Genomic DNA, 14,241 nt, shown 5'->3' on the forward strand with positions numbered 1-14,241 from the left:
GCCCATGACAGAAACCTAAATGCTATTTCCTTACCTTTGCGATCTATGGATAATAAAAAAGTAAGAGTGCGTTTTGCTCCCAGTCCTACTGGTGGCCTACATCTTGGAGGTGTTCGCACTGTATTGTTCAACTATTTGTTTGCAAAGCAGCATAAAGGCGACTTTATCCTGCGTATCGAAGATACTGACCAGACCCGCTATGTGCCGGGCGCGGAAGAATATATTAATGAAACGCTGCGTTGGTGCGGCCTCTCCCCCGACGAAAGCCCTGCGGCAGGCGGCCCTTATGCCCCGTACCGCCAGAGCGAGCGTAAACCGCTGTACCGTCAGTATGCGGAGCAATTGGTACAATCCGGTCATGCCTATTACGCATTTGACACCCCCGAAGAACTGGAGAGCATGCGTGAAAGGCTGAAAACGCCTGAGAACCCGCAGCCTCAGTACAATCACAGGATCAGGGAAAAAATGCGCAACTCCTTCTCCCTCTCCGAAGCGGAAGTAAAGGAGCTGCTGGCCAGCAATACCCCGCACGTTATCCGTATAAAAATGCCTGCCGACCAGGAGATGACCTTCACCGATATGATCCGCGGTGAAGTGACTTTCAACACCGGCCAGGTAGATGATAAAGTTTTGCTGAAAGCGGATGGTATGCCTACCTATCACCTCGCGGTGGTGGTAGACGATTACCTGATGAAAATAACCCACGCCTTCCGTGGTGAAGAATGGCTGCCTTCTGCACCCGTTCACATCCTCCTGTGGAAACACCTGGGCTGGGAAGCGGATATGCCGCAGTGGGCGCACCTGCCGCTGATCCTCAAGCCGGACGGCAACGGTAAACTCAGCAAACGCGATGGCGACCGCCTCGGTTTCCCGGTATATGCCATGAACTGGACAGACCCGCGTTCCAACGAATTCACCAAAGGTTTCCGCGAACTGGGATTCCTGCCGGAAGCCTTCATCAATATGCTGGCAATGCTCGGCTGGAACGACGGCACCGAACAGGAAATTTTCTCCCTGGAAGAACTGGTCAACAAGTTCTCTATCGACCGTGTACACAAAGCCGGTGCTAAATTCGACTTTGAAAAGGCGAAGTGGTTCAACCACCAGTACCTGCATCATAAAGACAACGAAAGCCTGGCCCGCCTCTTTGCACCAGTGCTGGAAGAAAAAGGCGTAAAAGCACAGCCTGAATATGTGGCCACTGTAGCCGGACTGGTGAAAGAACGCTGCTATTTTGTGAATGAAATTTGGGACCACGGCTTCTTTTTCTTTGAAGCGCCGGCCGCTTATGATGAAGCTGCCGTAAAACCCAAATGGAATGCGGACAAAGCCGCTTTCTTTACCGCCTGGTCTGAAAAACTGGATGATGTTTCCGCTTTCACGGCGCCTGAACTGGAAGCCAGCTTTAAAGCGCTCGCAGCAGAAAAAAACATCAAAATGGGCGAACTGCAGCTACCTTTCCGTATTATGCTCACCGGCGGCAAATTCGGTCCTCCGGTATTTGACATTGCAGCCACAATAGGACTCACAGAAACCCGTACCCGCATTGCCAAAGGCGTAGCGGCTTTTAACAGCTGATAACCTGATTATCATAAAAGAGAAGGTCCCGTTGATATGACATCAACGGGACCTTCTCTTTTATGATATATGCTTAGGCTTTGCCTTTCTCTTTTGCCCAGGCGTCTTTCAGGGTAACGGTCCTGTTGAACACCACTTTTTCCGGTGTGCTGTCAGGATCTACCGTGAAATAACCCTTACGCATAAACTGGAAACGGTCGCCAGGTTTTGCCTGCAGCAGGGATGGTTCCACATAGGCTTCTTTGATCACCTGCAGGGAGTCCGGATTGAGGAAGTCTTTGAAGTCGCCCTCTTCTGCGCCGGGGTTCTCTGATTTAAAAAGACGGTCGTACAGGCGTACCTCGGCAGTGGCCGCATGTTCGGCGCTTACCCAGTGGATAGTGCCTTTTACGGTCATACCGCTGTTGTCTCCGCCGCTTTTGGTGTCCGGCAGATAGCTGGCGTAGATCGTGGTGATGTTGCCATCAGCATCTTTTTCCACGCTTTCCCCTTTGATGATGTAGGCGTTTTTCAGGCGTACATGCAGACCGGGGCCCAGTCGGAAGAATTTCTTCGGTGGTTCTTCCATGAAGTCTTCCCTTTCGATATAGAGCGTTTTGCTGAAATGCAGGGTACGGCTGCCGGCGGAAGCATCTTCCGGGTTGTTTTCGGCGGGCATTTCTTCCACCTGTCCGTCGGGATAGTTGGTGATCACCAGTTTAACCGGGTCCAGTACGGCCATCACGCGGTTGGCTGTTTTATTCAGCTCTTCGCGGACACAGAATTCGAGCAGGCCGAGGTCGATCATCTGCTCACGTTTCTGTACGCCCACGCGCTCGCAAAACTGGCGGATGCTGTCAGGAGTATAGCCACGGCGGCGCAGGCCGCTGATAGTAGGCATGCGGGGGTCATCCCAGCCGCTTACATATTTTTCTTCCACCAGCTGTTTCAGTTTTCGTTTACTCATCACCGTATAGTTCAGGTTCAGGCGGGAAAACTCGTACTGATGGCTGGGGAATATTTCCAGTTCTTTGATAAACCAGTCGTACAATGCACGGTGGGGAATGAACTCCAGCGTACAGAGGGAATGGGTAATATTTTCAATGCTGTCGCTCTGGCCGTGGGCGAAATCGTACATCGGGTAGATGCACCATTTGTCGCCGGTGCGGTGGTGGTGCGCATGTTTGATCCTGTACATAAGGGGATCGCGCATGTGCATGTTGGGAGAAGCCAGGTCTACTTTGGCGCGAAGGGTTTTTTCACCGTCTTTGAATTCGCCGGCGCGCATCCGTGCAAACAGGTCCAGGTTTTCTTCCACTGACCTGCTTCTGGCAGGGGTAGGCGTGCCAGGCGTGGTGGGCGTGCCTTTGCCGGCGGCAATTTCTTCGGCAGTGGCATCTTCCACGTAAGCCAGTCCTTTTTTGATCAGCTTTACGGCAAATTCATACAGCTGTTCAAAATAATCGGAAGCATACAATTCTTTGTCCCACTCATAACCCAGCCAGCGGATATCTGCCTTGATAGAATCCACATATTCAGTGTCTTCTGTGACAGGGTTGGTATCGTCAAAGCGGAGATTGGTTTTGCCATTGTATTTCTGGGCCAGGCCAAAGTTCAATGCGATAGACTTGGCGTGTCCTATATGGAGGTAGCCGTTGGGTTCGGGCGGAAAACGTGTCAGCACACGTCCGCCATGGACGCCGTTAGCAATGTCGTCTTCTACGATCTGTTCTATAAAATTGAGTGACCTTTCTTCGCTCATAAGAAAAATTAAATATGTCTGCAAAGGTAGCAAAAATAGCGCTTAGCTTTTAGTAACGGCTAATCCTTATCTTTACGACCTTAATTTTTAAGAATGGTCAACCAGTTAAATCGTCCTGTTCGTGTGTTGGTAGCTAAAGTCGGCCTCGATGGCCATGACCGCGGCGCCAAAGTGATCGCTGCCGCCCTTCGGGATGCCGGTATGGAAGTTATTTATACCGGATTAAGACAAACCCCCGAAATGGTGGTGAATGCCGCCCTCCAGGAAGATGTGGACGCGATCGGCATCAGTATCCTCTCCGGCGCACATATGACCGTTTTTCCTAAAGTGATAGCCCTCATGAAAGAAAAAGGCTTGAATGACGTACTGCTCACCGGCGGCGGCATTATCCCCGACGCGGACATGCAGGAGCTGCAGGAAATGGGCGTTGGTAAACTGTTCCCACCCGGTACCCATACCAAAGACATCTCTGACTATATTACCACCTGGGTGGCCGGGCACAGAAATTTTTAATTTTTTTTCGTGTAGCCGTAACATTTCCACGGGCGGGTCGTCTTCTCGGTATAAATCACCAAGAATCTAAGAAACCACAACCGCCGTTTTATGAAATACAAGCTATACCCTTCCCTGTTACTGTTGCTATTTTGCACTACCGGTGCCTTCGCCCAGGAACAAACAGATTCCACGGACCAGAAAAAAGCCGCTGAAGGTTCTGTGTCCATCAGCTTTGGAAAATATCCCAAAAAAAGGGACAATATCTACGTCAGCAGCGGCCTGGCCGGCATGCTCTCCTTTGCAGACATGAAGCAGAACGGGGAGCATATGCGTAATATCCCGCGTTTCAGTTTCATCTTTAATTATCATGTGAACTTTAACAAGGACTTTACCCGCCACTTCGGAGCATTTACCGGCGTGGACTTCAAAAACATAGGGCTGATCTCTAAACCCACTGATTCCCTGAAGCTGAAGCAAAGGGTATACACGCTGGGCGTACCGCTCGGGGTCAAAATCGGGGATGTCACCGGAGGCACCTTCTTCTTCTTTGGCGGAGAGCTGGACCTGGCCTTCAACTACAAGGAAAAACAATTTGTGGACGGTAAAAAAGTGCACAAATTCAATGAGTGGTTCAGCGACCGCACCCCGCTGATCATGCCTTCTTTATTTGCCGGCCTGCGCGTGCATGGCTTCGGGCTTAAAGTGCAGTATTATCCGCAGAACTTCTTTAACCGTGATTTCAGCACTGGTTCCGGCGCCAACAAAGTATATCCCTACAGAAACACAGATGCCAACCTGGTATTTGTGACCTTCGGTTACAATTTCAACGGGGTCAAATATTTTAAAGTGCCCAAGAAGAGACACTATATGAGAATGAAGAGCGGGAAAGCGCAAATTGAGGTGAACTATTAGCAGTCAAAAACGTTATCTTCATAATGTCCCGTAGCAAACTCAGTTTGCTACGGGATTTTTATTTGCAGCTGTCAACCGAAAAAGCTCAAACCAAGACTTTATGAAGAAATACTTACTCCTCTCTGCCACCTTTTTCCTGTTAACCCTATCCCTCCGGGCGCAGTTTGAAATCGGTGTTTCCGGCGGGTATGTCAACAATTATGTACATACTAATGCCGGCTATCGCGCTTTTACGCAGTACCATCAGTATGGTGGCTTTGTGGCCGGCCTTGTACTGCAATATCATTTCAATGACTGGCTGGCCATACAGGCAGATCCGTCGTATATCCGGAAGAGTTATGAGCTGCGCCGTGACCATTTTTTTGACGGTATTTACCAGTATAACCTCAACGGCTATCTGCAATTGCCCGTCATGGCCCATCTCTCGTTTGGCGGAAAAAAGTGGCGGGGTTTCGTTAATGCTGGCGGCTACGGCGCCTATTGGATCAGTGGCCGTATCCAGGGCGCTATGGCCAATGTGTTCAGCAGCACGCCGGATGTGCCGGGCGACCAGCAGACATCAGATTATTTCAGGTATAACGAGGCTTATCGCTACGATGAAAAGTACACCTTCGACAGCCGCCGTGACCGGCGTATGGAATGGGGCCTCGTTGCCGGCGGCGGCGTGGAATACCTGCTGAAGGAACGCTTCCGCCTTTTCGTGGAAGCCCGTTATTACTATGGGCTCACCGATCAACAGAAAAACTACATGATAGACCAGGTGCCCCGGTATAACGACAGCTATGTACTTCAGGCAGGATGCCTGTTCAACCTCCGCCGCCTTTTCCATGGCGATGCCCAATAATCGTACTCACCTTTAATTTTTTATGAAGATGAAATCTCCTGTCAGATATATACTGCCCTTCCTGCTGCTGATGACCATAGCCTGCCGGAAAGACCTGCCGCAACTCAATGACCCGCAGAACTACGTCAACGCCAATTTCAATGAAGTGTTTGATGGCTTCTGGACCGGCATGAACAATAACTACGTTTTCTGGGATATTGATACGGTCAACTGGGACCAGGTGTACCGTACCTATAAACCACTCTTTGCCAAACTGAATGTCAATGATTCCAACGATGTGCGCAAAGCGTATACGTACTTTAAGCAGATGACATCAGGATTGGTGGACTCGCACTATGATATTTCTTTTGCAGACACATGGCTGGCGGATTCCAACTCCGTGAACCCCGCCTACCAGCGAAAAATTGCCAGCCCAGGCTTTCACCCACCGATCAGTATTTTTCATTTTTATGACACCATTCCGCGCCACTACCTCGATGCCGGCCGCCGTGGATTTACCAATACACCCGATAAACAGTATGTGGCTGTTTCCGGTACCATCAATCAGAATATCCTGTACCTGTTTTTCAACGGCTTCAACCTCAAAACGCTGTTTAATACAGATACCATCAATGGCGTAAAACGGGTGGAGCAATATTTCTTCGATGCCCTGGCCAACCGTACGGACCTGAAAGGGATTATCATTGATGTGCGCGGCAACGGGGGCGGAAGCCTGGATGATCTGAACTTCCTGCTCGGTAAAATGATCACCCAGCCCCTACATTTTGGGTACACCCGTTCCAAACTGGGCAACGGACGGCTGGACTACAGCCCCTGGGCGCCGGCTTATGTGTCGCCGCAGGCCGGCAGCAAAGCTGTCTCCGTCCCTATTGTGATGCTGGCCGACGCCTGGTCGGTAAGTATGGCCGAAATGACCACTATGGCCGTCAAAGCACTGCCCAATGGACATTTTGTGGGAGAGCGCACCTGGGGCGCCAACGGACCGCTGACCGGCAACAAATTCTATAACGGCGGCCAGTTCAGCACCGGCTGGCTTAAGCTGGTATACACTTCCTCCCTGATGTTTAAATATAAAGACGGTAATATATACGAAGGCACCGGGTTTCCGCCCGATATGGCAGTGCCTTACAACCCTGCTGCGCTGAAAGCCGGCCGCGACCTTCAACTGGAGGCAGCCCTGAGCCTGATTCATTAGTTATCGAATATTGCTTAATATTGATAAACTAAAAAGAAGGCCCATGTATCAGACACTCACTACGCAACTGGACAATAATATCCTGATCGTGACGATCAACCGCCCGGAAAAGATGAACGCCCTGAACCAACAGATGATGGGAGAATTGGGCCTGGTGATCGACGAAATTTATCGCAATAAAGACATCAAAGCCGCCATCCTTACAGGTTCCGGCGAAAAAGCCTTTGTGGCGGGCGCAGATATCAGCGAATTCCTCACCCTCTCCCCCAAACAGGGCGAAGAGCTGGCCAAAAGCGGCCATGTGGTATTTCAGCGGATAGAATATTCGCCCAAGCCCATTATCGCGGCTGTCAACGGTTTTGCGCTGGGCGGCGGCTGTGAGCTGGCCATGGCCTGCCATTTCCGTATCGCCAGCGAGAACGCGAAGTTCGGTCAGCCCGAAGTGAACCTGGGCCTGATACCTGGCTATGGCGGCACCCAGCGGCTTACACAGCTGATTGGCAAAGGCAAGGCCACTGAACTGATGATGACCGGCGATATGCTCTCTGCCACCGAAGCACAGGCATGGGGACTGGTAAATCATGTGGTAAAGCTGGAAGAGCTGCTGCCCAAAGCCATCGCCATCCTTCAGAAAATACAAACCAAAGCCCCGTTGGCCATAGCCCGTGTGGTAAAATGCGTGAACGCCGCTCTAGACAAGGACATAGACGGCTGGGAAACCGAAATACGCGAATTTGCAGCCTGTTTTGCTACCAAAGACCTGCAGGAAGGCGCTGAAGCTTTTATTCAGAAAAGACAGGCAAATTTTAAGGGAGAATAGCCAGAACAGTTTACTTTTGCTGCATTAATTCATAAAAGCTTAAGCCATGGAATTTAGAATAGAGAAAGACACGATGGGTGAAGTACAGGTGCCTGTAAACGCCTATTACGGTGCTCAAACACAGCGCTCCATTGAAAATTTCAAGATCGCCCAGGATATCAACAGAATGCCCAAAGAAATTATCAGGGCATTTGCTTACCTGAAGAAAGCGGCGGCGCTCACCAACCTGGACGCAGGCGTGCTGCCAAAAGAAAAAAGTGATCTGATCGGTCAGGTGTGCGATGAAATACTGGAGGGCAAACTGGACAATGAGTTTCCGCTGGTAGTATGGCAAACAGGTTCCGGTACCCAGTCCAACATGAACGTGAATGAAGTGGTGGCTTACCGCGCTCACGTTATTCACGGTGGCCAGCTCACTGACAAAGAGAAGTTCGTTCACCCGAATGACGATGTGAATAAATCCCAGTCCTCTAACGATACCTTCCCTACTGCGATGCACATCGCGGCGTATAAAATGCTGGTGGAAACAACTATCCCCGGTATCAAAAAACTCCGCGACACACTGGCTAAAAAAGCAGAAGCCTTCAAACATGTGGTGAAAATCGGCCGCACCCACTTCATGGACGCTACGCCGCTCACCCTCGGACAGGAAATCAGCGGTTATGTGGCCCAGCTGGACCACGGTCTGAGAGCCATCAACAACGCGCTGCCTCACCTGAGTGAACTGGCCCTCGGCGGTACTGCCGTAGGTACCGGTATCAACACTCCGAAAGGTTATTCCGAAAACGTAGCGGCACATATCGCCAAACTGACCGGACTGCCTTTTATCACCGCCCCCAACAAATTTGAAGCACTGGCTGCACACGACGCTATCGTGGAAGCACACGGCGCCCTCAAAACGGTAGCGGTAAGCCTGATGAAAATCGCTAACGATGTGCGTATGCTGAGCTCCGGCCCCCGCGCAGGCATTGGTGAAATACACATCCCGGACAACGAGCCAGGATCTTCCATCATGCCGGGCAAAGTAAACCCGACCCAGTGCGAAGCCCTCACCATGATCGCTGCACAGGTAATGGGCAACGATGTGGCGATCTCCGTTGGCGGCGCCAACGGCCACTTCGAACTCAACGTGTTCAAACCGGTGATGATCTACAACTTCCTGCACTCTGCCCGCCTCATCGGCGAAGGCTGCGTAAGCTTCAACGATAAATGCGCTGAAGGCATCGAACCTATCGAAGCCAACATCCGCAAACACGTGGAAAACTCCCTGATGCTGGTGACTGCCCTCAATACCAAAATTGGTTACTATAAAGCAGCAGAAATCGCACAGAAAGCGCATAAAGAAGGTACCACACTGAAAGAAATGGCTGTGAAACTGGGCTACGTTACTCCCGAACAATTCGACGAGTGGGTAGTGCCCGGCAACATGGTCGGTGAAATCAAATAAACATACCGATCGATCATATTACGGATTTGTGTGGTGTCAAAAGCCCCGCAAATCCGTATTTTTTTGACCCTGACTTAACCGCACGCACATGAAAATACTTTTTTTCAGCACCCAGCCCTACGATATCACCTACTTTAATCAGGCCAACGAAAACAACGCGCATCACTTCCGCTTCCTGGAATACCCGCTTAATGAAGACAATACTGCATTGATCAAAGACGAAACAGCCGTCTGTGTATTTGTGAACGATAAGGTAAATGCCGCCGTTGTCCGTCAACTGAAAGAAAAAGGTGTTCGCCTGATTGCGCTGCGCTGCGCCGGATTTAACAACGTAGACCTCAAGGCAGCCGGTGAAGCAGGAATCAGCGTTGTACGCGTGCCTGCCTATTCTCCGCATGCAGTGGCGGAACATGCCGTAACATTATTGCTGGCCCTGAACCGTAAAATCTATAAATCGTATAACCGTGTACGTGATAACAACTTTACTTTAAGCGGGCTGGAAGGGTTTGATGTATATGGCAAAACTGTCGGCGTAATAGGCACCGGCAATATCGGCGCGGTATTCTGCCGCATCATGCTGGGCTTCGGTTGTAAAGTACTGGCACATGACGTGTACAACAATGATGCCCTGATGCAGGCGGGTGTAACCTATGTGTCGCCGGAAACGATCATGGCCGAATCAGATATTATCTCCCTGCATTGTCCGCTCACACCAGACACTAAACATCTTATCAACGCACATACGATCAGCCAGATGAAACCTGGTGTAGTATTGATCAATACCAGTCGCGGTGGCCTGATAGACACCCCGTCAGTGGTGGAAGCGCTGAAAAACGGGCATATTGGCGCCCTTGGCATTGATGTGTACGAACAGGAAGAACAACTGTTCTTTCAGAACCTCTCCGGCACTATTATCCAGGACGATGTCCTCTCCCGCCTCACCACCTTCCCCAACGTACTGGTAACGGCCCATCAGGGATTTTTTACCAAAGAAGCCCTGACACAGATTGCAGGAACAACACTGGACAATATCAATGCCTTTGAAAAAAACGAACCGTTGAAAAACGCGTTGTCCCAGGGCTGAAGCCCTGGGCTACGTTTTGTTTCAGATTTTCTTCAAAAGTGAAATGCCAAAGGAAAGGGCCATCAACCAGCTAGCATAAAGCTATGAGGTTGATGGCCCTTCAATTAGTAATTAATCAGTGAATGGATTTGAAAACAAAACGTAGCCCAGGGCTTCAGCCCTGGGACAATTATTTTTTAAACACGTTGTCCCACGTAATAGTAAGATAATACAAACCACGGATGGTAGGTCCGCCAACGTATTGGAAATATGGGGTGTTCAACAGGTTGGAGGCGCCCACTTTAAATGAGGTTTTGATTTTGGGCACACGATAGGTAACCTGGGCGTCTACGGTGCTGTAGGCTGGCACGTCTGCATTGCCGAAGAGGTTCTGCCAATAGAAGGTGTCCTGCCAGTGCCATACTACGTTGAAGCCTATATTTTTAAAGAGGTTTCTGTTACCGATGCTGATATTGGTAAACCATTCGGGGGTATTGAAACCCGGTACGAGTGCGTCGTCTTTGGTTTTGTCCTGTGCCAGTTTGTTGAAATTGGCGTTACCGCTGACGGTATAATTTTTATAGATATCGTAGGTGACAGCTACTGCGAAGCCGTAGTTATTAACAGTGGATTTACTGTTGGTCCACACGCGGTAGCGGTTCTGCAGGGTTTTGTCGAGCATCTGGTTCAACACTGCGGCGTCGGGCGAATTAACGTTACCGGTTTGCGGTACCACTGCTTCAATCTGACCGATAAAGTTTTTGTAGGAGCTGTAATAGCCATCCACATCGATGAATAATTTGTTGTCAAGCAACACCGCTTTATAGCCTGCCTCGAAAGAGGTGATTTCTTCCGGCACGATAGGATCGAGATTGGCCACTTTGAGAACGCCTGCGTTTTTAGCGGCAGCAGCGTCTTTGCTGATATGTTCCGCGTTGATGGTTTTGTTTACGGCTACGTTGAAAGCGTCAACGGAGGTGGTGAGGTAGGAGTTTTTGAAATAGCCCAGTCCTTCTTCAATAAAAGCGAGACCGCCTACACGCCGTACCTGGCCGTTGTTAACAAAAGAGTATGCTTCAAACAGGGAGGGGAAACGGAAACCGTTTTGCCATGATATGCGGAAGTTGTGTTTATCTTTTACAGTATACACGGCTGCGATGCGGGGATTCACTTTTCCGGCAAACTGTTCGTTTTTATCGTAGCGCAGGGAACCGGTGAGTTTCAGGGCGTCATGGAAGAAAGACCGGCTGATTTGTGCGAAGCCGCCTACTTTGCCGTACCAGATATGTTTGCCGCCTTCCTGGTTACGTTTGTCTAGTGGCAGGCTGAAATCCACGAAGTTGTTGCCATCGGGGATGATCTCGTAGGTGCGGTAATCGGCGCCCACCAGTACATCGGCGAAATGGACGTATTTACGCAGGTTCCAGGTGCCTTCTGTATGATAGAAGCGGCTTCTTTGTTTGAGGGCAGCGCCGCCGGTGGTGTTGAGCGGATTTTTGGAGGTAGGGTATATATCCCAGTCGTTGATGGTTTTGATTTTGTCCCTTTGTGCTTCAAAGGCGGCGGTGCCGGGCTCAAAGCGGCCGGCATCTGCAAAAGCGCGGGCTGCTTTATGTGCGGCAACGAGGTCCTGGCCTTGTGTCAGCGCGTTATTAAGACCGGTGGTATAGTCTTTCTGCCATACTTTGTCGGATTTAAAAGACTTCTCCAGGTTATCGGCCAGTGGGTTCATGTTGTAGGAATCGCCGGTATTCTCGATGGAGATGTAGGAGCGTACGGTGAAATCGGGGTGTACGATTTCCAGTTTGTGGTTGGAGACGGTAACACCTTTGAGCCCGATGCGGTTACCACGCTGGAAGAAGCCGTCCATCTGGCCCCAGCGGGAAGCGAGGGAGATCTCTATTTTATTCGGCAACCGGAAATTGAGGGAGCCGTCTATCTTGGTGTTGCGTACGGTATAGTCGCCTACGAGGTCTTTTTCCCAGTAGCCGGTACGGTGCACGGTGTAGGCGCGGCCGTCTTTGTCGGTAATGGAGATATTGCCCTGATCGGCGTATTTGTTCCAGTTATCGGCGGCGATATTGTTCTCGCCGCTGAGCTGCGGGAAATCGGGATTGATCTTGCTTTGTGGCGTGAAGTCATCGTGGCTGTCGGCGTACCAGTCGGTGCCCTGCATGTAGCTGGCATTGATTTTCCAGGCGAACCATTTGGAATAGGCCTGTGCATAACGTACGGCCGTTTCCGTGAGGGGCTTGGGACTGCTGCCTTTGCCGTCGAAATGGTTGAATGCGATTTTCTGATATACGCTGACGCCCTGGTAATCGAAGGGATTTTTAGTGACGAGGTTGGACATGCCGTTGATGGCATTCATGCCGTACAGCGCTGAAGACGCGCCGGGTGTGACTTCCACGCTCTGGATGTCCAGCTCCGTAGGCCCGATGGCGTTACCCAGCGGTACGCCAAGCGTGGCAGCCTGATTGTCGACACCGTCAACCAGCTGCATGAAGCGGAAGTTATTGGGCACGTTAAAGCCGCGGGTGTTGAATACTTTAAAGGTAAGGCCGGCGGTGGTCATCTGTACGCCTTTGAGGTTGCCCAGTGCGTCGTAGAAGGTGGACGATGGCGTTTCTTTCAGGGCACGGATGTCCAGTTTTTCGATGGCTACCGGGGAGCGCAACAGTTTCTCCTGCTGCCGGGAAGCGGATACCACGACCTCGTTGACCAGCAGCGACTGGGTAAACAGCTGTATGGCTACTTTGCTGTTACTGTTTTTAACCTCAAATTCCTGCGGCTGATAGCCAATCAGGCGGATCACCAGTTTCAGCGGAAAACGGGTGTTGGTGGTCAGCTGAAAACGGCCCAGGCTATCGGTGGTAGTGCCAAACGAGGTGCCTTTTATCTGTACAGAAGCGCCTGGCAGGCCGGCGCTGTGATCATCCGTGATTTTGCCCTCGATTACATAAGAGCCGTTGAGTTGTGCCTTTGATAGGGTTGGACTGAGTACCAGGGCCAAAATGAGGATTTTGGCCAGTATCGGAAAGAACTTTTGCATGATGTGGTAAAAGTTATAACATTATATAGATCCTGGATTGTGATAAAAATGGTAGGGAGCGTCGGAAAGCCCGATGTTTAAGCCTCAACATCGGTGTAGCAACAATGTATGTACAGTTTCAAAAACCATATAGTCTATAGAATTAGTAGACAAATATAAAACGGGGATTGTTCATTTCAAAGCCGTAATAAAAAATAAATTGCAAATAATTGATAACGAGACGAATAATTTGGGGATTTTTTGAACCGGATTTTGGGTGATGTTGGGGAGATAGCCGGGCTTCTGTTGGATATCGGCAATAATTTAGGGATTTCCTGGTTTTCGATTTTTTGACTGGTGTAAATACTATCTACCAAAAATCAAAAAATCGAAAATCAAAAAATCCCTGAATAAAATATCTAAGTACTAAATGTCTGAATAACTAAATCTCCACAGGTGCTTTTTCCTGCTTCGGGGCGGTATGCCGGGCCAGGAATCTTCTCTGGAACAGCAGGATGGTGATCACGCCAATGGAAATGGCGGCATCAGCGATGTTGAACACCGGGCGGAAGAACACAAAGTAGTCGCCTCCTTTGAAAGGCACCCAACTGGGCAGGTAGCCTTCATAGATGGGGAAGTACAGCATATCCACCACACGGCCGTGGAGGAAGCTGCCATAACCGCCGCCTGCAGGCATAAACTTCGCTACTTCATAGCCGATGCTGTCGTTGAAAATAAGGCCGTAGAACATGCTATCTATCAGGTTGCCAGCTGCGCCTGCCAGGATGAGGGAGCCACAGATCAGCAAACCGGTGCTGTATTTTTCCCGGATAAGCTTTTTGATGTAGATGAAACCAGCCACTACTGCCACCAGCCGGAAGGTGGTCAGCAGGATCTTGCCGAAATCACCGCCAAACTTGAGACCATAGGCCATCCCTTCATTTTCGATGAAATGGATACGGAACCAATTGGGGAAAATGATGAACTCCTGTTGCATGAACATGTGCGTCTTGATCCAGAATTTCAGCGTCTGATCAATGACCAGGATAAGGATAACAATGAGTACTACGTGACGATATTTCAACTTATATTAAAATTTTGTCAAAAATAACAGA

11 protein-coding genes are annotated in these 14,241 nt (G+C 50.1%); 8 read left to right on the forward strand and 3 right to left on the reverse strand.

The genetic code is table 11. The features are described from left to right. Nucleotides 1–45: 45 nt before the first annotated feature. Nucleotides 46–1,578, forward strand: a complete 1,533-nt coding sequence (gltX, locus tag ACTJJS_RS17395) for a glutamate--tRNA ligase (protein WP_440664627.1) — start codon at nt 46–48, stop codon at nt 1,576–1,578. A gap of 73 nt (nt 1,579–1,651) precedes the next feature. On the opposite strand, the gene ACTJJS_RS17400 is transcribed toward gltX, so the two are convergent. Further along, a complete protein-coding gene (locus ACTJJS_RS17400; protein ID WP_343744414.1) occupies nt 1,652–3,319 on the reverse strand; it encodes a glutamine--tRNA ligase/YqeY domain fusion protein in 1,668 nt (555 codons plus the stop codon). 93 nt (nt 3,320–3,412) lie between these two features. On the opposite strand from ACTJJS_RS17400, the gene ACTJJS_RS17405 reads away from it, so the two are divergent. From ACTJJS_RS17405 to ACTJJS_RS17435, 7 genes are all read left to right on the forward strand, one after another. Then, nucleotides 3,413–3,832, forward strand: a complete 420-nt coding sequence (locus ACTJJS_RS17405; RefSeq protein WP_440664628.1) for a cobalamin B12-binding domain-containing protein — start codon at nt 3,413–3,415, stop codon at nt 3,830–3,832. A gap of 90 nt (nt 3,833–3,922) precedes the next feature. Continuing rightward, on the forward strand, nt 3,923–4,726 hold the full coding sequence (locus ACTJJS_RS17410) for a hypothetical protein (RefSeq protein WP_440664629.1): 804 nt from the start codon (nt 3,923–3,925) through the stop codon (nt 4,724–4,726). 100 nt (nt 4,727–4,826) lie between these two features. Further along, complete coding sequence (locus tag ACTJJS_RS17415; protein ID WP_440664630.1) at nt 4,827–5,570, forward strand: porin family protein; 744 nt, start codon at nt 4,827–4,829, stop codon at nt 5,568–5,570. A gap of 28 nt (nt 5,571–5,598) precedes the next feature. Next, entirely contained in the window at nt 5,599–6,765 is a 1,167-nt protein-coding gene (locus ACTJJS_RS17420) for a S41 family peptidase (RefSeq protein WP_440664631.1), read from the forward strand. A 43-nt stretch (nt 6,766–6,808) separates the two neighbouring features. Beyond that, entirely contained in the window at nt 6,809–7,585 is a 777-nt protein-coding gene (locus tag ACTJJS_RS17425) for an enoyl-CoA hydratase/isomerase family protein (RefSeq protein WP_440664632.1), read from the forward strand. A gap of 46 nt (nt 7,586–7,631) precedes the next feature. Next, complete coding sequence (fumC, locus tag ACTJJS_RS17430) at nt 7,632–9,032, forward strand: class II fumarate hydratase (RefSeq protein ID WP_168870417.1); 1,401 nt, start codon at nt 7,632–7,634, stop codon at nt 9,030–9,032. A gap of 88 nt (nt 9,033–9,120) precedes the next feature. Beyond that, nucleotides 9,121–10,116, forward strand: coding sequence for a 2-hydroxyacid dehydrogenase (locus ACTJJS_RS17435; RefSeq protein ID WP_168870416.1), 996 nt, complete (start codon nt 9,121–9,123; stop codon nt 10,114–10,116). 169 nt (nt 10,117–10,285) lie between these two features. Here the strand turns inward: ACTJJS_RS17435 and ACTJJS_RS17440 are convergent, their stop codons facing one another. Next, nucleotides 10,286–13,147, reverse strand: coding sequence for a TonB-dependent receptor (locus ACTJJS_RS17440; protein WP_440664633.1), 2,862 nt, complete (start codon nt 13,145–13,147; stop codon nt 10,286–10,288). A 421-nt stretch (nt 13,148–13,568) separates the two neighbouring features. Then, complete coding sequence (locus ACTJJS_RS17445) at nt 13,569–14,210, reverse strand: lipoprotein signal peptidase (protein ID WP_440664635.1); 642 nt, start codon at nt 14,208–14,210, stop codon at nt 13,569–13,571. Between the last annotated feature and the right edge of the window lie 31 nt (nt 14,211–14,241).

Origin of the sequence: Chitinophaga sp. 22308 (assembly GCF_052045305.1) — a bacterium.
Lineage (GTDB): Bacteria > Bacteroidota > Bacteroidia > Chitinophagales > Chitinophagaceae > Chitinophaga > Chitinophaga varians_A.

Bases quoted from the DNA above. Each gene is read 5' to 3' on its own strand.
- gltX (WP_440664627.1), top strand. From the start codon at position 46: ATGGATAATAAAAAAGTAAGAGTGCGTTTTGCTCCCAGTCCTACTGGT.
- ACTJJS_RS17400 (WP_343744414.1), bottom strand. From the start codon at position 3,319: ATGAGCGAAGAAAGGTCACTCAATTTTATAGAACAGATCGTAGAAGAC.
- ACTJJS_RS17425 (WP_440664632.1), top strand. From the start codon at position 6,809: ATGTATCAGACACTCACTACGCAACTGGACAATAATATCCTGATCGTG.
- ACTJJS_RS17410 (WP_440664629.1), top strand. From the start codon at position 3,923: ATGAAATACAAGCTATACCCTTCCCTGTTACTGTTGCTATTTTGCACT.
- ACTJJS_RS17415 (WP_440664630.1), top strand. From the start codon at position 4,827: ATGAAGAAATACTTACTCCTCTCTGCCACCTTTTTCCTGTTAACCCTA.
- ACTJJS_RS17435 (WP_168870416.1), top strand. From the start codon at position 9,121: ATGAAAATACTTTTTTTCAGCACCCAGCCCTACGATATCACCTACTTT.
- ACTJJS_RS17420 (WP_440664631.1), top strand. From the start codon at position 5,599: ATGAAATCTCCTGTCAGATATATACTGCCCTTCCTGCTGCTGATGACC.
- ACTJJS_RS17405 (WP_440664628.1), top strand. From the start codon at position 3,413: ATGGTCAACCAGTTAAATCGTCCTGTTCGTGTGTTGGTAGCTAAAGTC.
- ACTJJS_RS17440 (WP_440664633.1), bottom strand. From the start codon at position 13,147: ATGCAAAAGTTCTTTCCGATACTGGCCAAAATCCTCATTTTGGCCCTG.
- fumC (WP_168870417.1), top strand. From the start codon at position 7,632: ATGGAATTTAGAATAGAGAAAGACACGATGGGTGAAGTACAGGTGCCT.